Here is a 25,294-nt window from a genome sequence, read left to right on the forward strand (position 1 = left end):
TGATAAGACAAATGTGATTGAGATAAGATGATATTTGAATTTCGGGTTTTTATATTTTGCCGAGTATCGATAATTCAATCGTGATACTCAGCATTTAGGGTTGTTTTTTAATGATATCTAATCATTTTTTTTCGTCTAAAATTGACAGTAACTGTTATAGAAATGACGTTTAGTATAACAGCTCCAATAAACATTAAACCTAAAAATGTTCCTGAAGTTTTAGCTTCGTTCAAAGTTGCCATGTATGAATTAATATTAGGTATAAAAGGCATAAGTCCTACAAATCCTGCAAACATTAGCAATATAATTGCTTTAGCTTTTTCAGTGCCGAAAATTATTAAAGGAGCATTGGTAACAGCGACATATATAAGGCATAAAATACTCATAAACATAAGAGATGTCATAAGATCATCTATAGTATTTGCACCCAAATATTTCAGTATCATTAAGCTAATAGCAGTAAAAAATATAGAAAAACCTAAAGAGAGATAACTAAATAAATATTTACTGAAAACATGATCAAAATCTGTCAGCGGCAACATGGCAGAAAATTTATCCCAATGACTTTTTTCATCTGCTGCTATAATATTGCTACACATATACACTGCTTGAAAAAGTGCAAAAAATATATAAGGCGAAACTACTGCCATAAGAATGATTATTCCTATAGCAAGTTTATATTTTTTCCAACTAAACCAAACATCTTTGACTAATAACCCTAGCATTTTTCCTCTCCTCCTCTAAACCTCTAATCATTAGTAATATAATATTTTCTAAAACATAATTTTGTTCTGGATAATTAATAGAACTAACTTTGTCTTTTTCAATTAATACATCATAGATACCTTTATGATTCTTTTTACCAAGTATAATATCTTTGGGTAATAATTCTAATTCTTGTTCATCTACATTAATAATAGAATAATTCTCTAATATTTGTTTCTTATCTTGACTTAAAACTTGACGACCTTGATGAATCAAAGTAATACTATCACAAATTTTTTCTAAATCACTTATTATGTGAGAAGAAATCAAAACAGAATGATTATCACTTTGTTGAACAAATTTTGTTAATATCTCTAATACTTCTTCTCTGGCAATAGGGTCAAGTCCGCTAGTAGCTTCATCTAAAATTAATACTTTACTACCGTGAGACAATGCTATAGCGATGCCTAGTTTCATTTTCATTCCTTTGGAGTAGTCTTGAAATTTTTTTTGGGGATCTAATGAAAAATAATTGATATACTTGTGATATATCTGCTTGTCCCACTGCTTATAACATAAGTTCATAATTTTATTAATGTCATTTACATTAAAAATATCAGGTATATAGCTCTCATCGAGAACTAGTCCAATATTTTCTTTCACGTTCTTAAAATCATGTGATGTGTTTTTAACACCCAATACTGAAATTTCTCCACTATCAGGTTTTATCGAGTTCATTATAAGATTGATTGTGGTGCTCTTTCCAGCACCGTTTTTACCAATTAATCCCATAATTTTTCCGCTAGGTAAACTAAAATTAATGTCTTTTAATGTAAAATCACCTTGTTGTTTTGATATATGATTCACTACAATGGTACTCATCATTTTCCTCTACCCAATACCTAAAATGTAGGTATACCTTTCTTTTCTGTTGTAAATGATCTATAGAAATGATTTTTTATAGACTCATATTATATATCGTAATAATGTAGTTTTTATAAATAGTGTTTGTCGTTTTTTTTATATTGTTAAACTTGTGTAATGTGTTTTTAACACTTAAGTGAACGTGCCAATTTTATATATGGCATTTATTTCCTATACTGTTAGAATCAAAAGTAGTAGAATTTGCTGTAGCCGAAGAAGTCTTTGAAGAGTCAGTATGAAGAGATTTGAACCAATGATAAGACAAATGTGATTGAGATAAGATTTTTAATAAGATATTTGAATTTCAGATTTTTATATTTGGCCGAGTATCGATAATTCAATCGTGATACTCAGCATTTAGGGTTGTTTTTTAATGATATCTAATCATTTTTTTTCGTCTAAAATTGACAGTAACTGTTATAGAAATGACGTTTAGTATAACAGCTCCAATAAACATTAAACCTAAAAATGTTCCTGAAGTTTTAGTTTCGTTCAAAGTTGCCATGTATGAATTAATATTAGGTATAAGAGGCATAAGTCCTAAAAATCCTGCAAACATTAGCAATATAATTGCTTTAGCTTTTTCAGTGCCGAAAATTATTAAAGGAGCATTGGTAACAGCGACATATATAAGGCATAAAATACTCATAAACATAAGAGATGTCATAAGATCATCTATAGTATTCAAACCCAAATATTTCAGTATCATTAAGCTAATAGCAGTAAAAAATATAGAAAAACCTAAAGAGAGATAACCAAATAAATATTTACTGAAAACATGATCAAAATCTGTCAGCGGCAACATGACAGAAAATTTATCCCAATGATTTTTTTCATCTGCTGCTATAATATTGCTACACATATACACTGCTTGAAAAAGTGCTAAAAACATATAAGGCGAAACTACTGCCATAAGAATGATTATTCCTATAGCAAGTTTACATTTTTTCCAACTATACCAAACATCTTTGACTAATAACCCTAGCATTTTTCCTCTCCTCCTCTAAACCTCTAATCATTAGTAATATAATATCTTCTAAAACATAATTTTGTTCTGGATAATTAATAGAACTAACTTTGTTTTTTTCAATTAATACATCATAGATACCTTTATGATTCTTTTTACCAAGTATAATATCTTTGGGTAATAATTCTAATTCTTGTTCATCTACATTAATAATAGAATAATTCTCTAATATTTGTTTCTTATCTTGACTTAAAACTTGACGACCTTGATGAATCAAAGTAATACTATCACAAATTTTTTCTAAATCACTTATTATGTGAGAAGAAATCAAAACAGAATGATTATCACTTTGTTGAACAAATTTTGTTAATATCTCTAATACTTCTTCTCTGGCAATAGGGTCAAGTCCGCTAGTAGCTTCATCTAAAATTAATACTTTACTACCGTGAGACAATGCTATAGCGATGCCTAGTTTCATTTTCATTCCTTTAGAGTAGTCTTGAAATTTTTTTTGGGGATCTAATGAAAAATAATTGATATACTTGTGATATATCTGCTTGTCCCACTGCTTATAACATAAGTTCATAATTTTATTAATGTCATTTACATTAAAAATATCAGGTATATAGCTCTCATCGAGAACTAGTCCAATATTTTCTTTCACGTTCTTAAAATCACGTGATGTGTTTTTAACACCCAATACTGAAATTTCTCCACTATCAGGTTTTATCGAGTTCATTATAAGATTGATTGTGGTGCTCTTTCCAGCACCGTTTTTACCAATTAACCCCATAATTTTTCCGCTAGGTAAACTAAAATTAATGTCTTTTAATGTAAAATCACCTTGTTGTTTTGATATATGATTCACTACAATGGTACTCATCATTTTCCTCTACCCAATACCTAAAATGTAGGTATACCTTTCTTTTCTGTTGTAAATGATATATAGAAATGATTTTTTAATAGATTCATATTATATATTGTAATAATGTAGTTTTTATAAATAGTGTTTGTCGTTTTTTTTATATTGTTAAACTTGTGTAATGTGTTTTTAACTATATTTCTTGCGTTGTAATAAAAAATTATAAAATCATATATTAGCTTAACCAATTTTAAAAATTTGATTCATATCATATAAAAATAATTCAAAGCAGACTAATTCTCTCATTATATAGAGTTGGTCTATTTTTTATTTTTTCTATATAGTTCTATGCAACTAGCGTAATGGACAAATTAAAATTTGAAATTCTATAGTAAAGTTGTAATAAGATAACCTGTTGCAATCATATGTGTGTAGTGTCAAAGTTTTTTAATAAGAAGTCATTTTTTTAATAAACCGTAATACACTGGTAGAAACATTTATTTTCCATATTTCATTAGACATAATGTCGAGGTACTTAAATTAATTTATTTTTTATGTTAAAAAGCAACAACATTATTATTACAATTTTTCGAATTTTTTAAGCAAAATACAAATATTACCGATATATATTTCAGAAAGCAATATTGACTAGGTAAGGGGGGTATAGTATAATTGACAGCTTAACCAATTTTAAAAATTTGATTCATATCATATAAAAATAATTCAAAGCAGACTAATTCTCTCATTATATAGAGTTGGTCTATTTTTTATTTTTTCTATATAGTTCTATGCAACTAGCGTAATGGACAAATTAAAATTTGAAATTCTATAGTAAAGTTGTAATAAGATAACCTGTTGCAATCATATGTGTGTAGTGTCAAAGTTTTTTAATAAGAAGTCATTTTTTTAATAAACCGTAATACACTGGTAGAAACATTTATTTTCCATATTTCATTAGACATAATGTCGAGGTACTTAAATTAATTTATTTTTTATGTTAAAAAGCAACAACATTATTATTACAATTTTTCGAATTTTTTAAGCAAAATACAAATATTACCGATATATATTTCAGAAAGCAATATTGACTAGGTAAGGGGGGTATAGTATAATTGACAGGAGATGGAGATTAGGATAATGTATCCAACAATTGTAATAGTTTTTTATTAAAATTTTAGGGAGGACTAAGATGAAATTACACAAAAGGCTCGCGTTTTTGTTGGCCACCGCAACTATCACACTAAACATTCCAACATATGCGCATATAACTAGTTTAAATGAAATGAATAATATATCTACTATCACAGATAACGTGGGTAACTTGGACGTTAAAATAAACTTTGACTATAAAATCGACCCAGAAAACTGGTCTGGAACTCTAACTATTACAGCTGCGAATAATTCTTCAAAAAAGGTGATCATACATGTAGATCCACACGGGTTTTATCCAGAATTTGAGGGGTATAGTAATAGCGAATCCAAGAATATTATAGCCAATTTAACGTTGGGGTTAGATGACTTGACTATTGCAGTATCAGGGTTGGCTTCAACCGAATACAATGTTACTCTCGAATCTGCGGGTTATAAAACTTATACCGCAAAGAACATAGAAATAACTGATTATAATAAATTGGTGATTATTGGAACAGGCGATGGCTCTTTTACTGCGGGTGATGTTGACGGTTCTGGATCAGTAGATCAAGCTGATAGAGAAAATATTGTACAGGGCTTGACTACAGATGCTAATAAAAAAGAGCTGGATGTAACTCACGATGGCAAGTTAGATATTAGAGATCTCGCCTTTGCTTTTTGGGGGTCTAACGATCAGGAAGAAGATAAATCTGATATTGTAGAAAACGGTTTTACTAATAAGGTTATACAGGTCGAAAAAATTGAAGGAACTCTTGGAGCTATAGTACGCGGTGGTACTCCTGACGATTTGCTAGATGTTAATAACACAACAGAGGTGGTTATCGAAACTGCGGGCAAAATCGATCAAGATCACACGATTTCTATACCTATTGCCGTAAACTCAACTGATGCTATCAAGGAAGTTGCCATTACTGCTCCTATGAATAATCAGCCAAAAAAAGGTTACATAGTAGTAGATTATAAAGATGGTGACGAAACCAAGCAGTTAGAAATTCCGTTTGATAATACTTCAATGGCTCGAGCGATTTCTACTCCTGTTAAGGCTGTATCTACTATAAAGATACCTATTCCAGATTTAGATGGAGTTGTTGTAAAGGTAACTGTCGTTATTACTGATGCTGATGGTCAGTCAACCGTATCTATCTTCAATATTAAACTAAACTTATTTGCAACTGAATCTGAAGTGTTCTCCGAACATATCGAAGGAGTTAAGATTACTGAAAATGCAAATAGTCTTGCTGTTACTTGGGATGATACCGGATGGCCAGAATATAAAGTATCTTATGGAATAGAAAAAGGAAAATATACAAAGTCTATACTTGTAGACGAAGCGCAGGCTAAACTTTCTGACCTCGATGCGGGTGTCGGCTATTTTGTTGCTGTTCAAGCTGTCGAAGATGACAACGAAGGTCCTCTATGGGAGTCTGATGTTGCGTATACTTTAGGTGCCGCGGCTCTAGAAACCCCAACCAATTTAAACGCGAAAGCTCTTGATGGTGGCATTAAGGTAACGTTTGACCAAGTTCAGGCCGCAACTTCTTATGATTTAACATATACAATTAATGGAGTATCTAAAACTATTAATACGCCATATTCAGCTGAGGGAATTATTATTACAGATCTAGCAGATGGTGAGTATACTATTTCTGTTGTTGCTAAAACTAATGGTGAGGCATCGGCGGAAGCGCAGACAACTGTTATTCTCGATAGCCAAAGTGTTGCACCCGCATCGCCGGCTAACGTCGTGGCACACGTCGATAAAAATGGTGAGATTAAACTCACTTATGACACTAACAAGGCTACTCACACTAGAGTCTTTTATCGCCCAGTTAACAGCTTGTCAAACTTCTCTTCTGTACAGGGTTCCATTGGCAGCGCGACTCTTAACAATTTAGATCCTATTACAGAGTATGAAATTTATGTTGTGGCTTATAGCAAAACTGTTGCTGGTAATCCAAGCAAGACTATTACTGTATATCCTAAAATTATGCTTGATACGGCAGCTCTCGAAACCGCAATTGCGAACGCTCTTGCCAAAATGAACGACACCTTGGTTTCGGAAAGCGCTGATGAAGTTCATCAAGATAAAAAATTTGTTAGCCAAGCCGAAATGGATAATTTTAAGGCTTCTGTTTTTGTTGCTGAAAAAATTCTTAACGACATATTGGCATCTTATAGCTCCGGAAACGTTGTTGGTGATTCAAGTCAAGAAACTATCGATCAAGCAATTGTAGATTTGAACGCGGCTATAGCTGATTTCGATGCTGCAGCGAAGGCTGGTACTATTACTTCTGTAAATAAACCATATCTCAGCACTGTTATCGCAAAAGCCGAGGATGCTAAGAAAGGTATCGCTGTCGGTACTGCAGCTGATGATATGGCTAAGGGTACTAAGTTTGTGCCACAAGATGTTCTCGATGCGCTTAACGCGGCTATTGCCAAAGCTCAAGCAGAAGTAGATAGTACAGAGAGTAACGGAAATTCTCGTGTTCAAGTTGAAAAAGAATTAAGCCAGGCTATTAAAGATTTTAACGATGCGATCGAAGTTGGTCTCAAGGTTGCGGATCTCACACAGTTGCGCGATGCGTTAGCTGATGCCAATGACGCAAAACTTGGCGTTACTGTTGCTGACTCTGCGGATCTCGTGGCACAAGGCAAAAAGTATGTCACTGCTTCTCAGCTTGCAGAGCTAAACATTCTAATCGTTGAGTCACAAAAATTGATTGCATCTGGCCCGGCTAGTACGGATCAATCTATGGTCGATGCTTTGGCTCTCGAATTAAAGAATGCTATTGACTCATTTGTTGCACATGCAAATAGCCAAACCGGAACCATGCCTGCTAGTACGGCTGGTCTCGATGCTATACTCAAAAATGCAGAAGATTTGGCTAGCAATGACGATGTTGTAGTTCTTGCCCCTGGTGCGTCTACAAATCCAAATCAATATGATAAAGGTGTAATCTTTGTTCCAGCTCACGAAAAAGAAGCTCTTGATGAAGCTATTGATCAGGCCAAAAAAGCTCTCGAATCTAAAAATCAAGATCAAATCGATCAGGCTATGAAAAATCTAAATGATGCGTCTGCAAAATACAATGAAGCAACACAAGTCGGTACCAAAGCTACTGATCTTGTCGGCTTAGAAAATGCTATGAATTGGGCCATCGGAGCCAGCGTTGGCGTTTCTGTAATTGATCAAACTGATCCAGCAAAAGTCGCTAAAGGTGTTAAATTTGTAACTTCCGAAAGAGCAGATGCCTTGACTTCTCTACTTGCTCAGGCTAGAGATCTTATGGCAGCTGATTCTGTTAGCCAAGCTGATGCTGATGCGCTTACTGCAAAATTGCAAATAGAAATCGTAGTATATAAGGATAGCATCAAGGTGGGTACCAAAGCTTCTACTGCAAATACAAAAACTCTACAAACTGCTATCGACAAGGCGAAGGCAGCTAAGCTTGCTGCTATTATTTCCGAAGACGGCAGTACAGTTCCAGCTGACGAATATTATGTAACGCAAGCACACGTCGATGCTTTGGATGCGGTAATTGATGAAGCAGAAAAACTGATCGCCACTGCTCCAAGCACAAGCCAATCTAGTGCAATAACCAATCTTACTAACAAACTTAATGCCGCTATTGTAACTTTTGAAGATGCGAAAAAACTTGGCTCCGTTGCCGCTGATGTTACAGAATTAAAAGCTGCGGTTGATCTTGCTAACGATGCCAAAACAGGTATTGTGGCAAGCAACGATGGAGCCTATTTGGCAGAAGGAACTAAGTATGTTGCAGTAAGCCATATCAATGCCCTAAATGATGTAATAGAACAGGCAAATGTTTGGATTCAAAATCCTGCAAAAGTATCGGATCAAGCTGTTATCGATGCTTTAATAGTAAAACTCAATCAGGCTGTAAGCACATTTAAATCTGCAATTCAAATTGCTGTTGCGCAAACTGTAGACTTTACAGAGCTCAATACAATTATTGCTCATGCAAATGAGATCGTCAATTTGTATTCTATAATAGATGATCCAGTAAATAATGTAGACAAAGGCTTTAAGTATATCAGTAAAGCAACTCAGACTGCTCTCCAAAATGCTATTGCAGAGGCGCAAGCAGTGGCAGATAATTCAGATGCGACTCAAGAGGAAATTAACTCTGCCAGCGTTGCTCTCAATTCGGCACTAGTTAAGTTTGAGGCTAGCATTCAAACTGGTGCGAACCCTTATACGGCAGATGTGGCTGTTGCAGATGCAAAATCTCGCCTCGAAGCTCCTAGCGCGTTTAAATCTCTTGCTCAGGCAGATAACGAAACTGAAGAACAGGCCAAAGCAAATATATTGGAACAAGCAAACAATATTGTTGTACCAACCTCTGATATTACGGGTGTTACTCCGGTAATTAATCAGGTCGATTTTGTTGCAGCTATCGAAGGAACAGATGGAACACCAAACGGTACTAATGGTTCGTATAAATTTACTGTTGCGTTATCTAAAACTGCTGACGATGGAGTTACTGTTTCAACCGACCAAACTGCCGAAATTAATGTGCCTATCATTGCAACATTGTTTGACCAAGAAGTTGAGGATAAAAAACTTGCTGCTGCTGCCAAAGCTGCAATCGAGGGTGCTGATATAATTGTTGAGCAAAAGGATGCGGAAACTCTAGACGCGGCCATTGCCGCAGTTCAGGCAAAAATTGATGAGCTAGAAAATGTTAAAGGTGTTAAAAATCTAGTCGTAACTGTTACCGCAACAGCGGACGGATTTACTGCGGCTACAAAAGGTGATACGGCAAATCCAAATGGAGCAGACGGATCGCTAGACTTTACTGTATCGATTGTTCGCGGTACTGCAACTGAAAACGTTGAGAAAACGGCAGTTATAGAATCGACTAAATATACTGTAGAAAAAGAAATGGCCGATGCGATGGCAATGCTCCAAGGTCTGATTACAAGTGACGGATTTACTCCGATCGATCAGGTGGTGGCAACTGGACAAAACGATTCTGCCGAAGAAGCTGCAAAAAGCATGAAGACCCAAGTGGAACAACTGCTTGCCGATGCCAATATTGATTCGCTTAATGTTGTAATTAATCCAGGCGAATTTAATCGAGCAACTGCAGGTAAGGACTTAGATATTGAAGGTAGAAACGGACACTTTAAATTTACTGTAACGCTGGAAGCCAAAGATAACACTATCCCATCTCAAACAACCGAGACTGCGACTGTTGTTATAACAGCAGAAAAATTTGATCAAGAGGCAGAAGATTTACGACTCCTAGCGATTGCCAAAGACGCTATTACTGCGGCCGAAATAACTGTCTTGCAAGCTGAGGCAGAAACTGTAGAGGCGGCTGTAGTTGCAGTACAAGCGAAAGTTAACGAAATAGAAGGCGTTAAAGATGTATTGAAATTAACTGCAACTGTCTCCGCAACTACAGCTGACTTCACTCCAGCACAGACCGGAACAGCTCCTAACAATGCCGGTACCGATGGCGTATTAAATTATACTGTAACATTGGCTCGCGAAACTGCAACCGATACTCTCGTAACTCCTGCCATAATTACAGCAACTGTTTATACTATAGAAGAAGAAGTTACCGAAGCCAAAGATTTGATCAATAAAGCAATAGATGATGCATCATTTGTCGCTCTTCAACAAAATGTAGAAAACAACGAAAACAATTCCAAAGACACATCGATGGCGGGTGTTAAGGCACAAGTGGATCAAATGCTTTTGGCTGCAGGAATTGACGATGTGGACGCAACTATTAATGGCGGCACATATACACCAGCTGTTGCAGGTGCGGATCAAACAGCAAACGGTACCGATGGATCACTTAGCTTTACTGTAACTGTATCTGCCAAAACTGATTCTAGCATTACTGCGACTACTAAAGATTATATGATTAATATTCTATCACAAAAGTTTGATCAGGCAGCTGCGGATAAGGAACTTGTAGATCTTGCTATTACAAAAGTTAATGATGGAATTTTAGAATCGATTAGCCAGTTTGATGCTGCAAACGAAACAGAGGCAGCAGAAACTATTAAAGGTAAGTTAGCAGATTTTCCTGGCTTTGAGGCTCCAATCATTATTTCTGTCGAGGTGATTGCTTTTGAAGCTGCAGTATCGGGAACTCCGGGCTCTACTGAAGGCGCTGACGGTTACGTTGATTATCGAGTTACTTTAACGAGAGGTGACTATAACTCAACAAGTGGAGACAAGAGAGCGATAGTTAAGGCCGCGTCATATGCACCAGAGCAAGAAATCGCTGATGCGAAAAACTTAATCACAGATCATGTGTTTACGGCTATCAGACAATTAGAAGCGGATGGATCTGATGTAACAGAAATTACTGCAACTGAAAATCTTCAAAAACAAGTCGAGATACTTCTTGAAACAAAACACATGAATGGCGTTGAACCAACAGTTGTTAAAACTGAATATAAGGAAGCCAAGCCTGGTGCGGATGGATATATAGGAGAAAATGGTAGCTATTCGTTTGTAGTCAATATTGTTGCAAGATTGAATGATACAATAAGCGATGTCATAACTGGCAAATCCGTGGATATTATTGCATATCAATTCGACCAAGCTGCTGCAGACAAACAAGAAGTTAACGATGCCCAAGCCGCTATCGAAGAACTTCCACTGGCTGATTATGGATTAACTCAAGTTGATCATGGCGATGTGACATTGGCACGTGCAAAAGTTGAAGAAGTTATTGCGGGTATGAATATGCGTTTGATCGCTTTGTATGCGGCTCCAGAATTGAAGTTAACGGTAGTAGATGACACAGAAAATCCATACGTTGAGGCTCAAAAAGGTACGTTAGACAACGTTGCAGGAGTGGATGGCGCATATAACTTTACGGTTGAGATAGAACGCGGAACAGCGACGGGAACTACAAAAATGATTTCGGCTCCGGTTAAGGCGTTAGAATATTCTAGTGACGACAGAGCGCAAGAAGCGATAGATGCGATCAACGCGGCAGTTATCGATGCAGTTCTACAAACTAATCCTACAGACGATGCGGCGGCCAAATTAGATGTTATAGCTCATCTAGAAACAGAAATCGAAAAAATCATTGCAGCTCATTCGGTAGACAGTTTTGTAATTCAACCTGACGGATATTATGCTCCAGCAAAAGAAGGAGTCGATATAAACAGTATTCCAGCACCGTCTGGAAATGACAACGCGGGTATTCCAGGTCAATATGACTTTACTGTAACAGTAACAGTGGGCTCAACTACTCTAGTAAGCAATAAGCAAACTATTGTTATTAATCCTATTCCATTTGATCAAGTTAAATTTGACCAAGAAAAAATTACCGAGGCATTACAAGCAATCGAAGCTATTACAGATATTGATACTTACTTTGGATTAAATCAAGAAACTCATGTAGATGCGGCGACTACAAAGGCCGCGGTAACAAAAACAATGGAAGATTTGATGAATAGCCTAGGCACCAACGTAGCTGTGACCATAAATGAAATTTTATATACAGAAGCTAAAGCGGGTACAGCGGGCGATGTAAATGATAACCTTGGCGTTAACGGTAGTTACTCATTCACCGCCACATTGTCTAGAGGTACTCAATCAGAAGATAGCCGAAATATTGTACCTCAGATTATCGCAACTCCTTATACTGCAGCAGATAGCGTGGCTGAAGCACGAGATCTCTTAAATAAGTATCTCGAAACCAATTCATTTGTAATACAACAAAAAACTGCAGCAGATACAGAACAGACTGCTCATGACGATATTATGGCCCAAATCAAAAATCTATTGGGCGAGATTGAAGTAGATATTACGATTACTAAGGAAACCTTTAATCAGGCAACAGCTGGTTTTGACGGTGACGCAGATGGTGCACCTGGTAATTATGACTTTACGCTTGTTGTTAGCAGCGGTACAGAATCTGCCAAAATTAATGACGGAAGAACTATATTCGCAACGATTCTATCATACAAGTTTGATCAAGAGGGGCAAGATAAAGCTGCGATCAAAGCCACGATTAATATCATTGAAAATATGGCTGTTAGCACCTACAAGTTAAATCAAGATTCGCATAACGAAATTGATAAAGCGCGAGTAGAAGTACAGAACGAAATCAACAACGCTATCATAAGAACATTGTCCGCATCTGCAACTGAAATAGAAGCGGTTGTAAAAGATGTTGCAGAAAAATTTGTAGAAGCACAAACTGGAACGTATGATAACACTGCGGGTACTAACGGAAATTATTCGTTTACTGTAGATGTAACACGAGGCGGAAGAGAGCTTACTTCGACCAAGGAGTTGTCTGCGGTTATCGATGCGAATGAATATGTTGATACAGAGGGGCCTACGTATACAGTGGCTGGTAATGACGCGACTGGATTAAGCGCAGATAAAGAAACGCAAACAATAACAATAACAGTGACTGGCGCAGATGCTGGAGAAGCTGGATTACAATATAGCTTAGACGGCGGAGTCACTTGGGGCAATTCAAACAAGTTGAATATCACAGACAACGGCGCATACGTTCTTGTAGTTAAAGACTCTGATGAAAATCTATCTGATCAGAGAACGAATATTCAGATAACTGGTATTATAACTGCAGCTGAAAAAATCGAGCAGGCACGAGTAGCTGTGGAGGCCGAAAATGCATTTGCCGCTGTATTAGCGCAAGACGCTGCAAGCACTGCCGCAAAAGCTAAATTGCTAATTCACGCAAAAGCAAATGAGCTTATACAAGGTGTAATAGACAGCTTGGGAGCTGAAGTGGGTAAAGGTCTTGTTTGCGAAATTACAGAGATCGAGTTTGTGGAGGCAATAACTGGTGTATGGGACGATATAGAGGGTACAGATGGTAGCTATAAATTTACTGTTAAGATATCTAAGGGTGATCAATCGGTAGATACCAAAGAAATTACAGCGCCTATTGAAGCAAATCATTATGTAGATACCGAAGCTCCTGAATTTGACATTTCTCATACTTTAATCAATGATTCTGAAGAAGCTGCCATCGCTGTTAATGTGACAGGAGACGATATACTCGATGTCAATCTAAAATACAGTATAGATGAACAGGCAACATGGCAAGACTTCAACGAATTTGTAGTGAACGAAAATAAGACTTATACTATTTATGTGAAAGATGATGAAGGAAACATTGGAAGCAAATCCTATGAAGTTACAAATATTATTAGCCCTGAGCAGAAAAATTTGACGGAGGCGGAAAACTTGATCAATACAAAGACATTTGAGATAAAGCAAGTAGATGCAGAAACTACAGGCACTGCTAGCGCGACTATACAAAAAGCAATTTTAGATTACTTGGCAACTAAAAGCATAACCAACATTGCAGTTATTGTGAGAGGGTCTGCGACAGACTTTGTTGCAGCGGTGGCTGGTGAAGATGTGGATATTATAGGTGGCGATACACAAACTGCCAATCTCGGTACAGACGGAAGCTATCAATACACAACTACTCTTAGCATAGCCAATGTTAAAACTACGGCAACAACAGAAAAGCAAACAGCGAAGATTATCGCAACAAGATTTGACCAAGAAGCGGCAGACCAAGCGAAGGTCGATGCTGCTAAGAAAGTGATAGAAGACGCTGTTACGGCGGGAACATTTAGCATACCGCTTACTCAAGCAGAATCTGCAGATGTAACTCAAGCATCAGCAGTTGTGAAAAACGCAATTACCAAAATGTTAGAGGACGCAGGTATAGCGTTCCTAGACAAAATCAACGTAACAGTTACAGAGAAAGACTTCAATCCTGCGATAGCTGGTATGCCAAACAACACAGTTGGAACAGACGGTAAATTTACGTATAGCGTAACGCTTGGAAGAGAAACTCTTAAACTAGATGACTCAACAGCAACAGTAACTGCAACAGCTGGCGAAACCGCCGCGCTTGAATCTGTGATTACAGCAAGTCCGTATGATTCTGACTTATTTGTAAAATGGAAAGGCGGAGAGCCTAGCGTAGATGCGGTATTGACTCAGTCTGCGGGCGGAACTATTACGACGGGTACGACACTAGAGGGATATCAAGAAATGTCGATCAACTTCTCTAGAACAGATGCATATGACTTTGCAGAATTAGAAATTACGCAAGGCGAAAAAACAATTTGGAAAGATAAATTTGAACCAGTTTCCGCGAGAACACTTGCACCAGATGCGTGTTTATGGCCATATCGCGACGGATCTAGTATTATGGTAGACGGAACATTGGACAATATCGATACGTCTTCTATTACAGGTAGTAACGATACGTTGCTAGATGTAGGAACAGAAGTGGGTATCAAAGTTACTGTTACCACCGATACAAACGAAAAACACATTCTTACTGGTACCTATACTATTACGCAATCTGATTTTGACAATGCGACATATAAGGGCGCTATTGTTGCTGCACCTACATTTATTCCAGAAACTGGTGCGTTTGATACAGACATGACTGTTGAGATAGTAGTACCTGAGAATACCACCATGTATTACACAACAAATAACGCAATACCAGACGATACGCTAACAGGATATACTACAAATCAAACTGTAACACTTACCGAAACCACCACTATTAAGGCCGTGGCATATGACAAAGCAGGCGTAAAATCTACAGAGGCAACTCAGCTATTTACCAAAACTGATAAGACAGGATTATCGGCATTGATAGCCGAGGTTCAGAAAAACTTAGACGAAACTATTTTGAGTGATCGTGGCGGAGTGGACGTATTCGTTAAAGATCAGTGGGTTGATCAAGCAGAAAAAGATGCGTTGGCCGCAAACATTGCAGCAGCTCAGGCGGTTATAGATAATGAGTATGCAACGACAGAAGAAATTGCAACGGCGATAGAGACTCTTACAGCTGATCAAGAAAAATTTGATACAGAGGCAAAAGAATTTGGTAAGATGGACATTGCGTTCGCGGCAGAGGCGTTTACTGTTGTACCAGCAGGCAGCGATTATCCAGGAACTAATTACAACGTAACCCAAGTAAATTATAGATTGGGCGAAGCGGTAACAAGCGTCGATATACTTGTAACCAAAAACGGTCTAGCTATCTGGAGACTTTCCGAAGATGAGTTGACTGCTAGTGAGACCGCAAGCTGGCAGTGGCCGCTAAGAGATGCGAGCAGCGTTATGCCGTTCTTCGCGGGGTCTATGGACGGGGCAACCGAGATGGCGATGGGTGCGATAGTTCAAGAGGTTAACAATGGAAAATATTTGTTAAATCCTTATGACAAAGTAACAGTGGTTTTAACGGCGGAAGGGCCAAACGGAACAACTATAGTAGACCAAGAATATACTGTACCGGCAAATACAGACGAATTTGAATATAAGGCATTTAAGTCTGAAAATGCGGACGCAGTAAGAGTAGCAGCAGCAAACCTAACCAAACCATTTACCATTAGCCCTAATGCCACAAATGTTGTTGAAGATATCAAAATGCAAGCCAAAGAAATTTTGAAAAACTACCCTACGACAGAAGATGTTGAAATAGAAGTATTGGCAAAAGAGCAAGCCAGATCTTCGTCTAGAACCAAAACCTATGACATTAAGATTTTGCTCCGAAATGGTGGGGCTGTCAACACAGGCGAAGCATACAGCGATTCACAAACTACAGCAGTGGGCGTAATAGCGAGCAATATCATAACAGAAGTGACCGTACCAGATGTAAAAGTTCTTGTGGGTTATAGCACAGATCAAATCAAAGCAAAACTTCCGCAAACATTAGAAGTGAAAACAAGACATGTCGATACAGGCGTGACATCAACTACAACTGTGCCGGTAGAATGGACTCTTTTGAGTGACAACACCGCAACAACAGGCGAATTAGAAGCTGTGGCAACGTTATCTAACCCGAACTTTGGATTTGCAGAGGGCGTGACGATTCCTAATTTGAAAATTACAGTGGAGCCGGTTAAAATAGAGGCCGTGGATATTGCGATCACAACTGATGTACCTGCAATCGGCAATGCCAGCGTAGGCGATATCTTGACAGCGCAACTTACAACAGAAGAAAATATGAGAGTGGATGTAGAGTATCAGTGGTATAGATCTGATGTGCAATCAACAGCAGGATCAGACAGTGTTATTCCAGCTGGGGCAGTAGCGATTGAAACCGACTCGGCAAAAACAAGCGTATATACGGTAACAGTTGAGGACATCGGCAAATATTTATTCTTGCAAGTAAAATCGAAAGATGAGCAAACTACGGTTCCGGCACAATTTATTTCGGGATCTACAGGACTTGTCACCGCAACTGCCGCCGACCAAGAAATCGTGGATAATGCGATAAAAGAAGTGGAAGCAAAATTACCAGAGTTTTATGGTTTGACTTATGATGTACACACAACAGAGGAGATTGCACATAAGCAAGTTTTGGATGCAATTACGTTGTTCTTAAATGTACAAAATATGGAAATGGTAGTTACTGTAAATGGAGTTAACTTTGAGAAAGCACCAACATGGGATGAAGTACCAGAGAACACCAACGGAGTGGATGGTAAGTATCAATTTACCGTTACAATAGAAAAAGGTGGCGTATCAAAAACTACATCAACGTTGACTGCAAATATCGAAGCACCAGATAAGAAAATCGATACGGCAGAAAAGCTTATAGCAGCACTCAAAGAAGCAAACATCAAGGATCATGCAAACACAGTAACTATTGGCGAGGGCGCAAATATCGTATTGAATCAAGGCGTAAATATTGGTGAAAAGGTAACGCTTGTTATTCCAGACGGAACTAGTTTGAGATTAAATTATGGTGCGGCGATAAATCAGGCCGGCACTATAGAAGTTCATGACGAAGAAAACTTCCGATATGTTATGAACGCTATTGGTGGAAAAACAAGCATAGGCACCGAAATTACATTGAATTCTGAATTAAAAATTGAGAAGAGCGGTACTCTTACCACAACCAATGACCAGAAGCTAGTTTTAACGAACGGTGCGCAAGTCACTAGCAATAGCGCGGCACGAGTTACCATCGAAAATATTGAGATTACAGGATACACAAAACATGCGATCGCAACTCAAGACTCTGCAGTATGGGAAATTAACAACGTAATATTTACCCAAGATGAGAACTATGACGACGACGATTCTGCGGCAATATCTATTAAAGGAACTACAGCGAGCGTTGAGATGTCTAATACTACAATTAATGCGAACTGGCAAGACGAAACCAACAACTATGGCGTATTGCTAGAAGATATCAACACCATAGACGCGGCGATAGGAAACAAGACGTTCCAATGCACCGGGGATATTGCAACTACTAACCCTAAAGTGATATATAACTGGCTTAACCAAATTATGGTAGATCGCATTTTACCAGGAAGCTATGAAGCGCAACAAATCATTCCGGTTGATAGTTCGGCAGGAAATCAAGGGCAGCCTAACTTACCAATGGTATTTAATGGAGAAGATCCAGCAGGCAATGCGATTACTATTGAAAATATCACTTGGTCACCTAACCTAAACGATTTTACAGACGATAACCAAGGTCAGTTTGTATATACAGCCAATATCCCAGAGGAGTATTATATAAACTCAGGAGACATTACAATTACTGTCGATGTTGTCGCAAAGGCAGATGTTTCGACTTTCGTAGAATTAAAAGAGGCGTTAAATCGATATCCAGATCCATCTCAAAGCGCAACGATCACTTGTGTCGCAGATTTTGAAATAGAAGAAAGCCTGGTGTTCCCATCTCACGTAACATTGCTAATAGCAGACGATGTGGAAATTACGAAAGTAGACGGAATTACAATTACGGTTGGAAATGCGTTGAGTTTTGTGACTGTATTTGAAAAAATTGGTGGCGACATAATTTTAACAGAAGAGATTACGCTTCTCGAAATGCTTACACCAAAAGATGGCGAGGATATATCTGTAACCGGAGGCGCGATCACCAACAAAACTGCAGATGCTATATTTAGCGTTGGCAACTATAACTTGACATTTACAGGAACCGATATGACAACAAACAAAGCATTGGCTAACATGGAAAATGCGATCGGTACACTAACATTGGATGGAATCACAGCAGAATTTACGAAAACCCTCGATGTAACTCAAGGTGGATTAACAATCAAAGGCGAAACAATGTTTATTGGCGACACAGTGGCGGCAAAAGCAAACGGAGGCGTTGTTAAGATTTTGGCAAACACAGCGTTTAGAGCCAACCCTGCATATAAGGGATACCATGTGGAATCTCTCGGTGACTACGAAAACTTTGAAGCCGATGCATCGGTAGTAGATAACGGTGCTAAAATCTTTGTAAAGGTTGCGCAAGCGAGCGAGTTGTTAGATGCTCTTGGAAGAGGATTCGATGTAGAGGGCGAAGTTAATGATACAATAGGTGATATTGTAGTTAGAGAAAATCAGAAATTGACATTATCTGGTAACGGAGATATCGCGTCTGTGACCAACGCCGGAACCATAACCTTTGTTGATAAGGCACGCATTACTGGCAGTAATCTAGAGAATCAAGGAACAATGACCGGAACAGATATCGTGGTAACGGCAGCAGATGGCGAGCTTATCAACAGTGGAGTTCTCAATGCGACAGGAATTGTGGAAGCATACCAAGAAATTAATAACAGCGGTAAGCTATCTGCTATAGGAAAAGCGCGTACAACAAAAATAGTAAATAGTAATGAATTTACAGTGGCTGAAGTAGAAGCAAAAGATATTGATAACAATTCTGGTACATTGTTGGTTAAAGGCGATGTAGACGCAAAAACCGGTACCATTATCAATGCGGCGACATTTAGAACAGAAGGCGGCACAACAGCGGCTAATATCATTGAGAACAAAGGTTCATTTAGTTCTACTGGAAAAATAACAGTTATAACATCTGTAACAAACGACAAAACAATCAATGCGGGTGACGGTTTTGATGCTGGAGCGTTAACTAATAACAACAATGGTGACATTAGCATAACAGGTGACCTAAAAGCTACATCCATTACCAACTTCAACACAATTAGAGTTCCTGAGGGGCACGTGTCTGTTAGTAACGATACTTATAACGAAGGCACAATGACATCAAAAAGCTTTAAAGGTGAGTCTACATTTGAAAACGTTGGTTCTTTCGCTAGCTTTACTTCTGGAGATACAGTAATCAATGGTCATGCTACAAACGATAAGTTGATGATTGTTCATAGTTTTAGTGCGGCAGGATTTGACAATACAAAAGACGCAGACTTTACCGCTCGCACTGATGGTTCATCTGTTACTACTGTAATTGGAGATATTACTAATGACGGAACAATGAAGACAGATGTTTTAGAGGCTCGTGCAAAAATTATAAATACAGACGACTTGATTGCAAATGGAAAAATAACAGTAACAGGATCGCTGACAAACAGTGGACCAATAACCGCAAATGCAGGAATGGATGCGAGCGGAGGAATTGTTAATAACCTTGGAGCAAGAATAGATTCTAAGTTGGACACTACTGCGGGCACAATTGTAAATGAAGGATCTATTGAGGTGGCTGATCTAGTAACTAGCAAGTTGCTTACCAACAACGGCTCATTTACAGTGGTTGGCGACGCTATAACTGCAGAGATTGTCAACACAGGTGCATTTACTATTGCTTCGGGAGGCAAAGTTTCCACAGCTTCAAATATTACCAACGACGGAACAATTGGTATTACTGGAACACTTACCCCAACTGCACCTATCAAGATCACTGGTAATCAGTTGACAGGATCAGGTACGTACCCTGCCGTAATTAATGGCATTACGATAGAAACAAACGGAACCGGAGCGCCTATGTTGGGGCACACTCTCAGTGTTAATGTAATTGATAACACCAATTCGGGAAGTAATACAGGAACTGTATTTAAGCCTTCTGCAAATGATTTAACGTATAAGTGGGGACGATCATCTAATGATAATGTAGGTGGGTCAGATGATAGCAACCTAGCAAATACCGATGCGACATATCCACTTGTTGATGCGGATAAAGGCAAATATATTTTCGCGACTGTTACTGCAAAGGATTTTGCAAAAGTGATAATTAACGAGGGTACGACTATTACGCTATCTCCTATTGCTGGATCTTTAGAAGAGCAGTATATCAACGAAGCAATTGCACAAATCGCAGAGGCAGTGAAGAGAGGCGACTTTAAATTAACTCAGGACGAAGCTTCAACAGCCGAAGATGCTCTAGTGGAAATAGACAAAAAAGTTCAAGTGATTATGAGTGGATTAACCAATGGAGTAACAGCGGTAGTAACAACAAGCACCGAGCCTGGAAGTTTTGTTGCAGCAACAACAGGAACTCCAAATAATCAATTTGGGGTTAATGGTTCATATACTTTTGATATAGCATTTGAAATGGTAGGAAGTACTATTACGGAGACCGGAAAAACAACGCAAACTGCCGAAATTCAAGCAAACGAATTTGATATATCTAATTTCGTTGCGTGGAGAGATGATTCATTGGCGGCATCTATAGAAAATGTACTCTATGATGTACCGGCTAATGGTTCTTATGCTGATAGTAGTTATGATGCAATAGAGATCAATTATGAGCATTTGGGTGCATGGACTAAACGTTCGCTCGAAATTGAGTTGATCTCTACACCTGCAGGACACGAAGATATTGCTCCTGGAATAATTTGGACAGATGCACAAGCAAATGGAGCGAGATCGCTATTGCCTACTGAATGGGTATGGCCAGTGCGTGATGGAAGAGACTCGCTTGGTAATGTGAGTCCTAACGTGAATGATTATACAAACACCAACGAAAGTTTGATCCCTGCAGGTTCATTGATAGAAGTGAGAATTACCGTAGAAAGCGACGGAGGATCTCAAATTCTCAAAGATAGTTACACAATAAAAGATAAGAATGTTACTGATGCGTTATATTCTCCAGAAATGGATGCGTATAATGAAGAATTAAGAGCTTTGGTAGCTCAAGTGAGCACAATAGACTTTGGTTTAACGCAAGAAAATGAAAATACCAAAGACGAAGCTATAGCGAAAGTGAAAGCAGTGATAGAAGCTCTACCAGAAGTTATAAATGGAGATATAACAGTAACAGTAACTAGCGTCGCATTTAACGCGGCAGAAGCAGGAGATCAATTTAATATTTCTGGCGAGAACGGAGAATTTGTGTTTGATGTAGAATTTGCGAAAGGTAAGATAGTACCTCAAATTCAAACAGCAAAAGCTGTAAGCGCAGAAATTGATGCGACAGACTTTGATACTGCAGTTATCGATTCATTTATTACTGTTAAAGACGAACTAAGAACACTCTCTAAAGATGATCCTAGCAATACGCAATTGGCGTATCAGCAAATGATAATTGATTATGCGATACATCAAGATGTGGAATACGTTGAGTTCTTGATAACAGATACGCATGGAAAAGAGCTATGGAACGATAAGATAGAAAATCCGGAAATTAATGTTAGCGAGTGGTTGTGGCCATATCGTGATGCAAGCGAGCTGATGGGAACCAATGGTGGCACATTATTTAATATAGATAAAGTGGCATTGGATAATATGCTGAAAAATGAAGCAAATACTGAAATTGTAAAAGCGAACACCGGTCTCAAAATTTTACTAAAAGTGAAGACGCCAGGTGGTGTAGTATATCAAATTCCAAATCCTATTTCATATATGATGACAGACAATGATGTAATACTAGCTACGTATAAGCCAGCTACAGGATTAGCGGAGTTACAACTTGCTATTAATCAGGCAATTGAGTTTAAGGATGCAACTCACTCTTCCGAAGATGGATACGGTCTGGCAGTGGATGATAAATTTGCAACAGCAGCAATTATAGAGACATTTAATGCAGCAATTGACAAAGCACAAAACGTAGCATTACCTGGATCTACAGAAGATGAGTTAAAGTTTGCAAAACATGAATTAGAACAAGCGCGCAAGATATTTAACGACTCACTACAAGTTGTAACACAGAAAATAGAGCTAGAAATTACTCTTATTCCAGATGCTATAGACCTACTGAAATCTGCAACACCAAGTGATAGCTCAAACATTGTTGATAACCAAGATTGGGTAACTGAGGACGAATATGATGCATTTGACGATGTGATAAAACAGGCTGAAAAAGATTTGAGCGGCACCGTTGACCTAGCAACTACAAGAGCAACATTGTTAGAGGCCGTGGACGTATATAAAGAGGCCATTGCAAGAAATAAAGAGAATATATCATTTATCAAGTGGGCGGAAACGCCGTTCACAATAGCGGCGACGGGTACAGCAGATCCGAACAGCGAATATGCAAATAATCCGTATCAGTTGTTGCAAATTAATTTTGATAGAGAAACCCAAACAAAACTGAAAGAAGTTAAGTTAGAGATTATGAATTCTAGCGGCACTTCAGTTTGGACAGATGTGGTTTCATTGGAGAGTAAAGCCAGAGCATTGCCTATCCAAGACTCTAAGTTATATTGGCCATATAGAAAATTGTTGGCAAGAACAGTAACAGACCTTGATGCGATTATACCTGATAATGATCAATTGGTGGACCCAGGTAGCTATACAATAAAAATAACGGCAACAGCAACAGACGATACGCCGTTTGATACTGCAGATAACAAGATTTATAGCATCGAGAGAAAGTATACAGTAACAGAGGACGATATAAAGAACGCAACTTATGCAGCATTGAAATGGGATGGTAACGAAACCGGAACTGGCACTCTTGATGCTATCCTCGAACAAACTGAAGACGGAACCATTACTGCAATAGCACCTGAAACAGCTGGAGAACCAAACGCATCTTTAAATTATCAATTGATGAAAATTAAATATGATCAATTTGCAGATGCGGATAGGGTTATACTAAAAATCTCTAAGACTGGAAAACTTATATGGCAAGAAACTAAACTTAATGAAAGCGTGGCACAAGATCAATATTGGACTTGGTCATATAGAGATGCGAGCGGGCAAACACCTGGGGCTAATGAGGACCTTACCAACTACGAAGATAATGACGATAATATAGTAACTATTGGACCAGTTAACTTTATAATGGAGGCACAAAAAGACGGCAAAACTTTGGGAGAGCCTCTTACTGGAACCTATTTTATCACTGATCAAGATATAGCACTTGCGTCAACAAGTAACACATTGCAGGATATCGCAGAGCAGTTGGCAATAAAAGATTATACTCTAACACAAGAAGAGGCGACGCCATCTGCTTATATTGCAGATGTGGTAAAAACTCGAGTTGAAAAATATGTAGCTGAGTATGGTAATATAGGCATAACTGTTGGAGATGTCGAGATAGACAACTTTAAGCAAGCTAAAGAAAACGTGTCTGATGGTGTCTATGACTTTACAGTAGAGTTAACGAAAGGCAGTGAGACAGAAACACTTGCCAAAACAGGCAATGTAATTATTCAATTAGATACAATACCTGATACAGAAGAAGAGTTGCACAAAGCGATCGAGGTGGCAAAGGAAGGAACTACCAAAAAAGAAAGAACTATTGAGATAGGAAATCATGTCGTCGAACTGACTAGAGAACTTACAATTCCAGAAAACGTCATAATTGAATTTACCGATGATGGAACATTTTCTGGTGGGCAAACTATTATCAACTATGGAGAACTTATAGTTGAAACAGCCTCAAACCTCAACGAGCTACTGCAAGCAACTAAGAGTGGAGGATTGTTAATTTTAACAGGCAAAGATAAAGCGTTAGAACACGAGGCTACGGTTTTAGAAGGTGCCACATTAGAATTAGACTGTGAATTTACCATTAACGATGGCGTTAGTATTTTGAACAATGGAACAATAGAAGTCCATGAAGCGCACACATTAATGCAAGTATTAGATAGTAGCAAGGTAAAACCTAGTATAAGCGGAGAGAAAAGAAACCAAATTAATCTCCTCGGTAAAGCGATTATGCCAGAATCATTTACAATTAATGGAAATACTAACTTGTTCTTCATTAACGGAGGATCCTTAACTTTTATTAATCCTATGGATCCTAATTTGGAGATAACATTCAAAGAGGGAGCTAAGTGGCATGGTATAGTTATGGATATACTAGGAGAAAACGGAGAACCCGATCAGAAGACGTATATGGAAGAGGGCGAGGTATATGAATCTGACAAAGATATGACAATTTGGGAAGTATCATATAGCCACAATCATTTTACAACTATAGGGCACTTAATGGCTCCAACAGAATCAACAATAGGAATAGAGTTTGATAATGGATATAACGAGCCTGAATTTGAATTACCAGAAATAGAGATTCCAGAAATAGAGATTCCTGATGTAGAAAACCCAGATGCTGAGCTAGAACTTCCGGCATTAGAATCTCCAAATGAAGAATGGGAAGTACCAGACTTTGAGTTCCCTGAATTTGAATTGCCTTCTATTGAGATCCCAGAATATGAGATGGAAATCGAAGAACTAGAGGAACCAACAGAGCCAACGGAGCCTGCAATGGCGGAGCCAATAGTCCCTGAAATAGAGGAACCAGCAGAGCCTGCAATAGCTTCTGCACACGTTCCTGGAATGGACGAATTAATTACTGCTATACAAACACAAGAAGAGGAAGTAGAAACTATAGCACCAAAGAAAAGTTTGAAAAACTCATTAATTGGCAAGCTAAAAAACATGTTGAGAATCTAGAATAATAAATTATGATAAGCTGAGACCCTAAAAAGTC

At 38.1% G+C, this 25,294-nt stretch carries 5 protein-coding genes; 1 reads left to right on the forward strand and 4 read right to left on the reverse strand.

The window, feature by feature from the left end; translation table 11 throughout:
- Window positions 1-107: 107 nt before the first annotated feature.
- The 4 genes from PCY70_RS00210 to PCY70_RS00225 form a co-directional block, all read right to left on the reverse strand.
- Complete coding sequence (locus PCY70_RS00210) at window positions 108-725, reverse strand: ABC-2 transporter permease (RefSeq protein ID WP_305767977.1); 618 nt, start codon at window positions 723-725, stop codon at window positions 108-110.
- A complete protein-coding gene (locus PCY70_RS00215) occupies window positions 691-1,587 on the reverse strand; it encodes an ABC transporter ATP-binding protein (protein WP_305767978.1) in 897 nt (298 codons plus the stop codon). Before PCY70_RS00215 ends, PCY70_RS00210 begins: the two co-directional genes overlap by 35 nt.
- Window positions 1,588-1,999: 412 nt before the next feature.
- Window positions 2,000-2,617: an ABC-2 transporter permease gene (locus PCY70_RS00220; protein ID WP_305767979.1), complete on the reverse strand. Its 618-nt coding sequence runs from the start codon at window positions 2,615-2,617 to the stop codon at window positions 2,000-2,002.
- Entirely contained in the window at window positions 2,583-3,479 is an 897-nt protein-coding gene (locus PCY70_RS00225) for an ABC transporter ATP-binding protein (RefSeq protein WP_305767980.1), read from the reverse strand. Before PCY70_RS00225 ends, PCY70_RS00220 begins: the two co-directional genes overlap by 35 nt.
- Window positions 3,480-4,647: 1,168 nt before the next feature.
- Between PCY70_RS00225 and PCY70_RS00230 the strand changes: the two genes are divergently transcribed.
- On the forward strand, window positions 4,648-25,257 hold the full coding sequence (locus PCY70_RS00230) for an FN3 associated domain-containing protein (protein WP_305767981.1): 20,610 nt from the start codon (window positions 4,648-4,650) through the stop codon (window positions 25,255-25,257).
- Window positions 25,258-25,294 lie beyond the last annotated feature (37 nt).

This window comes from Candidatus Epulonipiscium viviparus (genome assembly GCF_030708075.1).
GTDB classification, from domain to species: domain Bacteria; phylum Bacillota; class Clostridia; order Lachnospirales; family Cellulosilyticaceae; genus Epulonipiscioides; species Epulonipiscioides viviparus.

Excerpts from the sequence above, each read along its gene's own strand:
- PCY70_RS00225 (WP_305767980.1), bottom strand. The coding sequence starts at position 3,479 with ATGAGTACCATTGTAGTGAATCATATATCAAAACAACAAGGTGATTTT.
- PCY70_RS00220 (WP_305767979.1), bottom strand. The coding sequence starts at position 2,617 with ATGCTAGGGTTATTAGTCAAAGATGTTTGGTATAGTTGGAAAAAATGT.
- PCY70_RS00215 (WP_305767978.1), bottom strand. The coding sequence starts at position 1,587 with ATGAGTACCATTGTAGTGAATCATATATCAAAACAACAAGGTGATTTT.
- PCY70_RS00230 (WP_305767981.1), top strand. The coding sequence starts at position 4,648 with ATGAAATTACACAAAAGGCTCGCGTTTTTGTTGGCCACCGCAACTATC.
- PCY70_RS00210 (WP_305767977.1), bottom strand. The coding sequence starts at position 725 with ATGCTAGGGTTATTAGTCAAAGATGTTTGGTTTAGTTGGAAAAAATAT.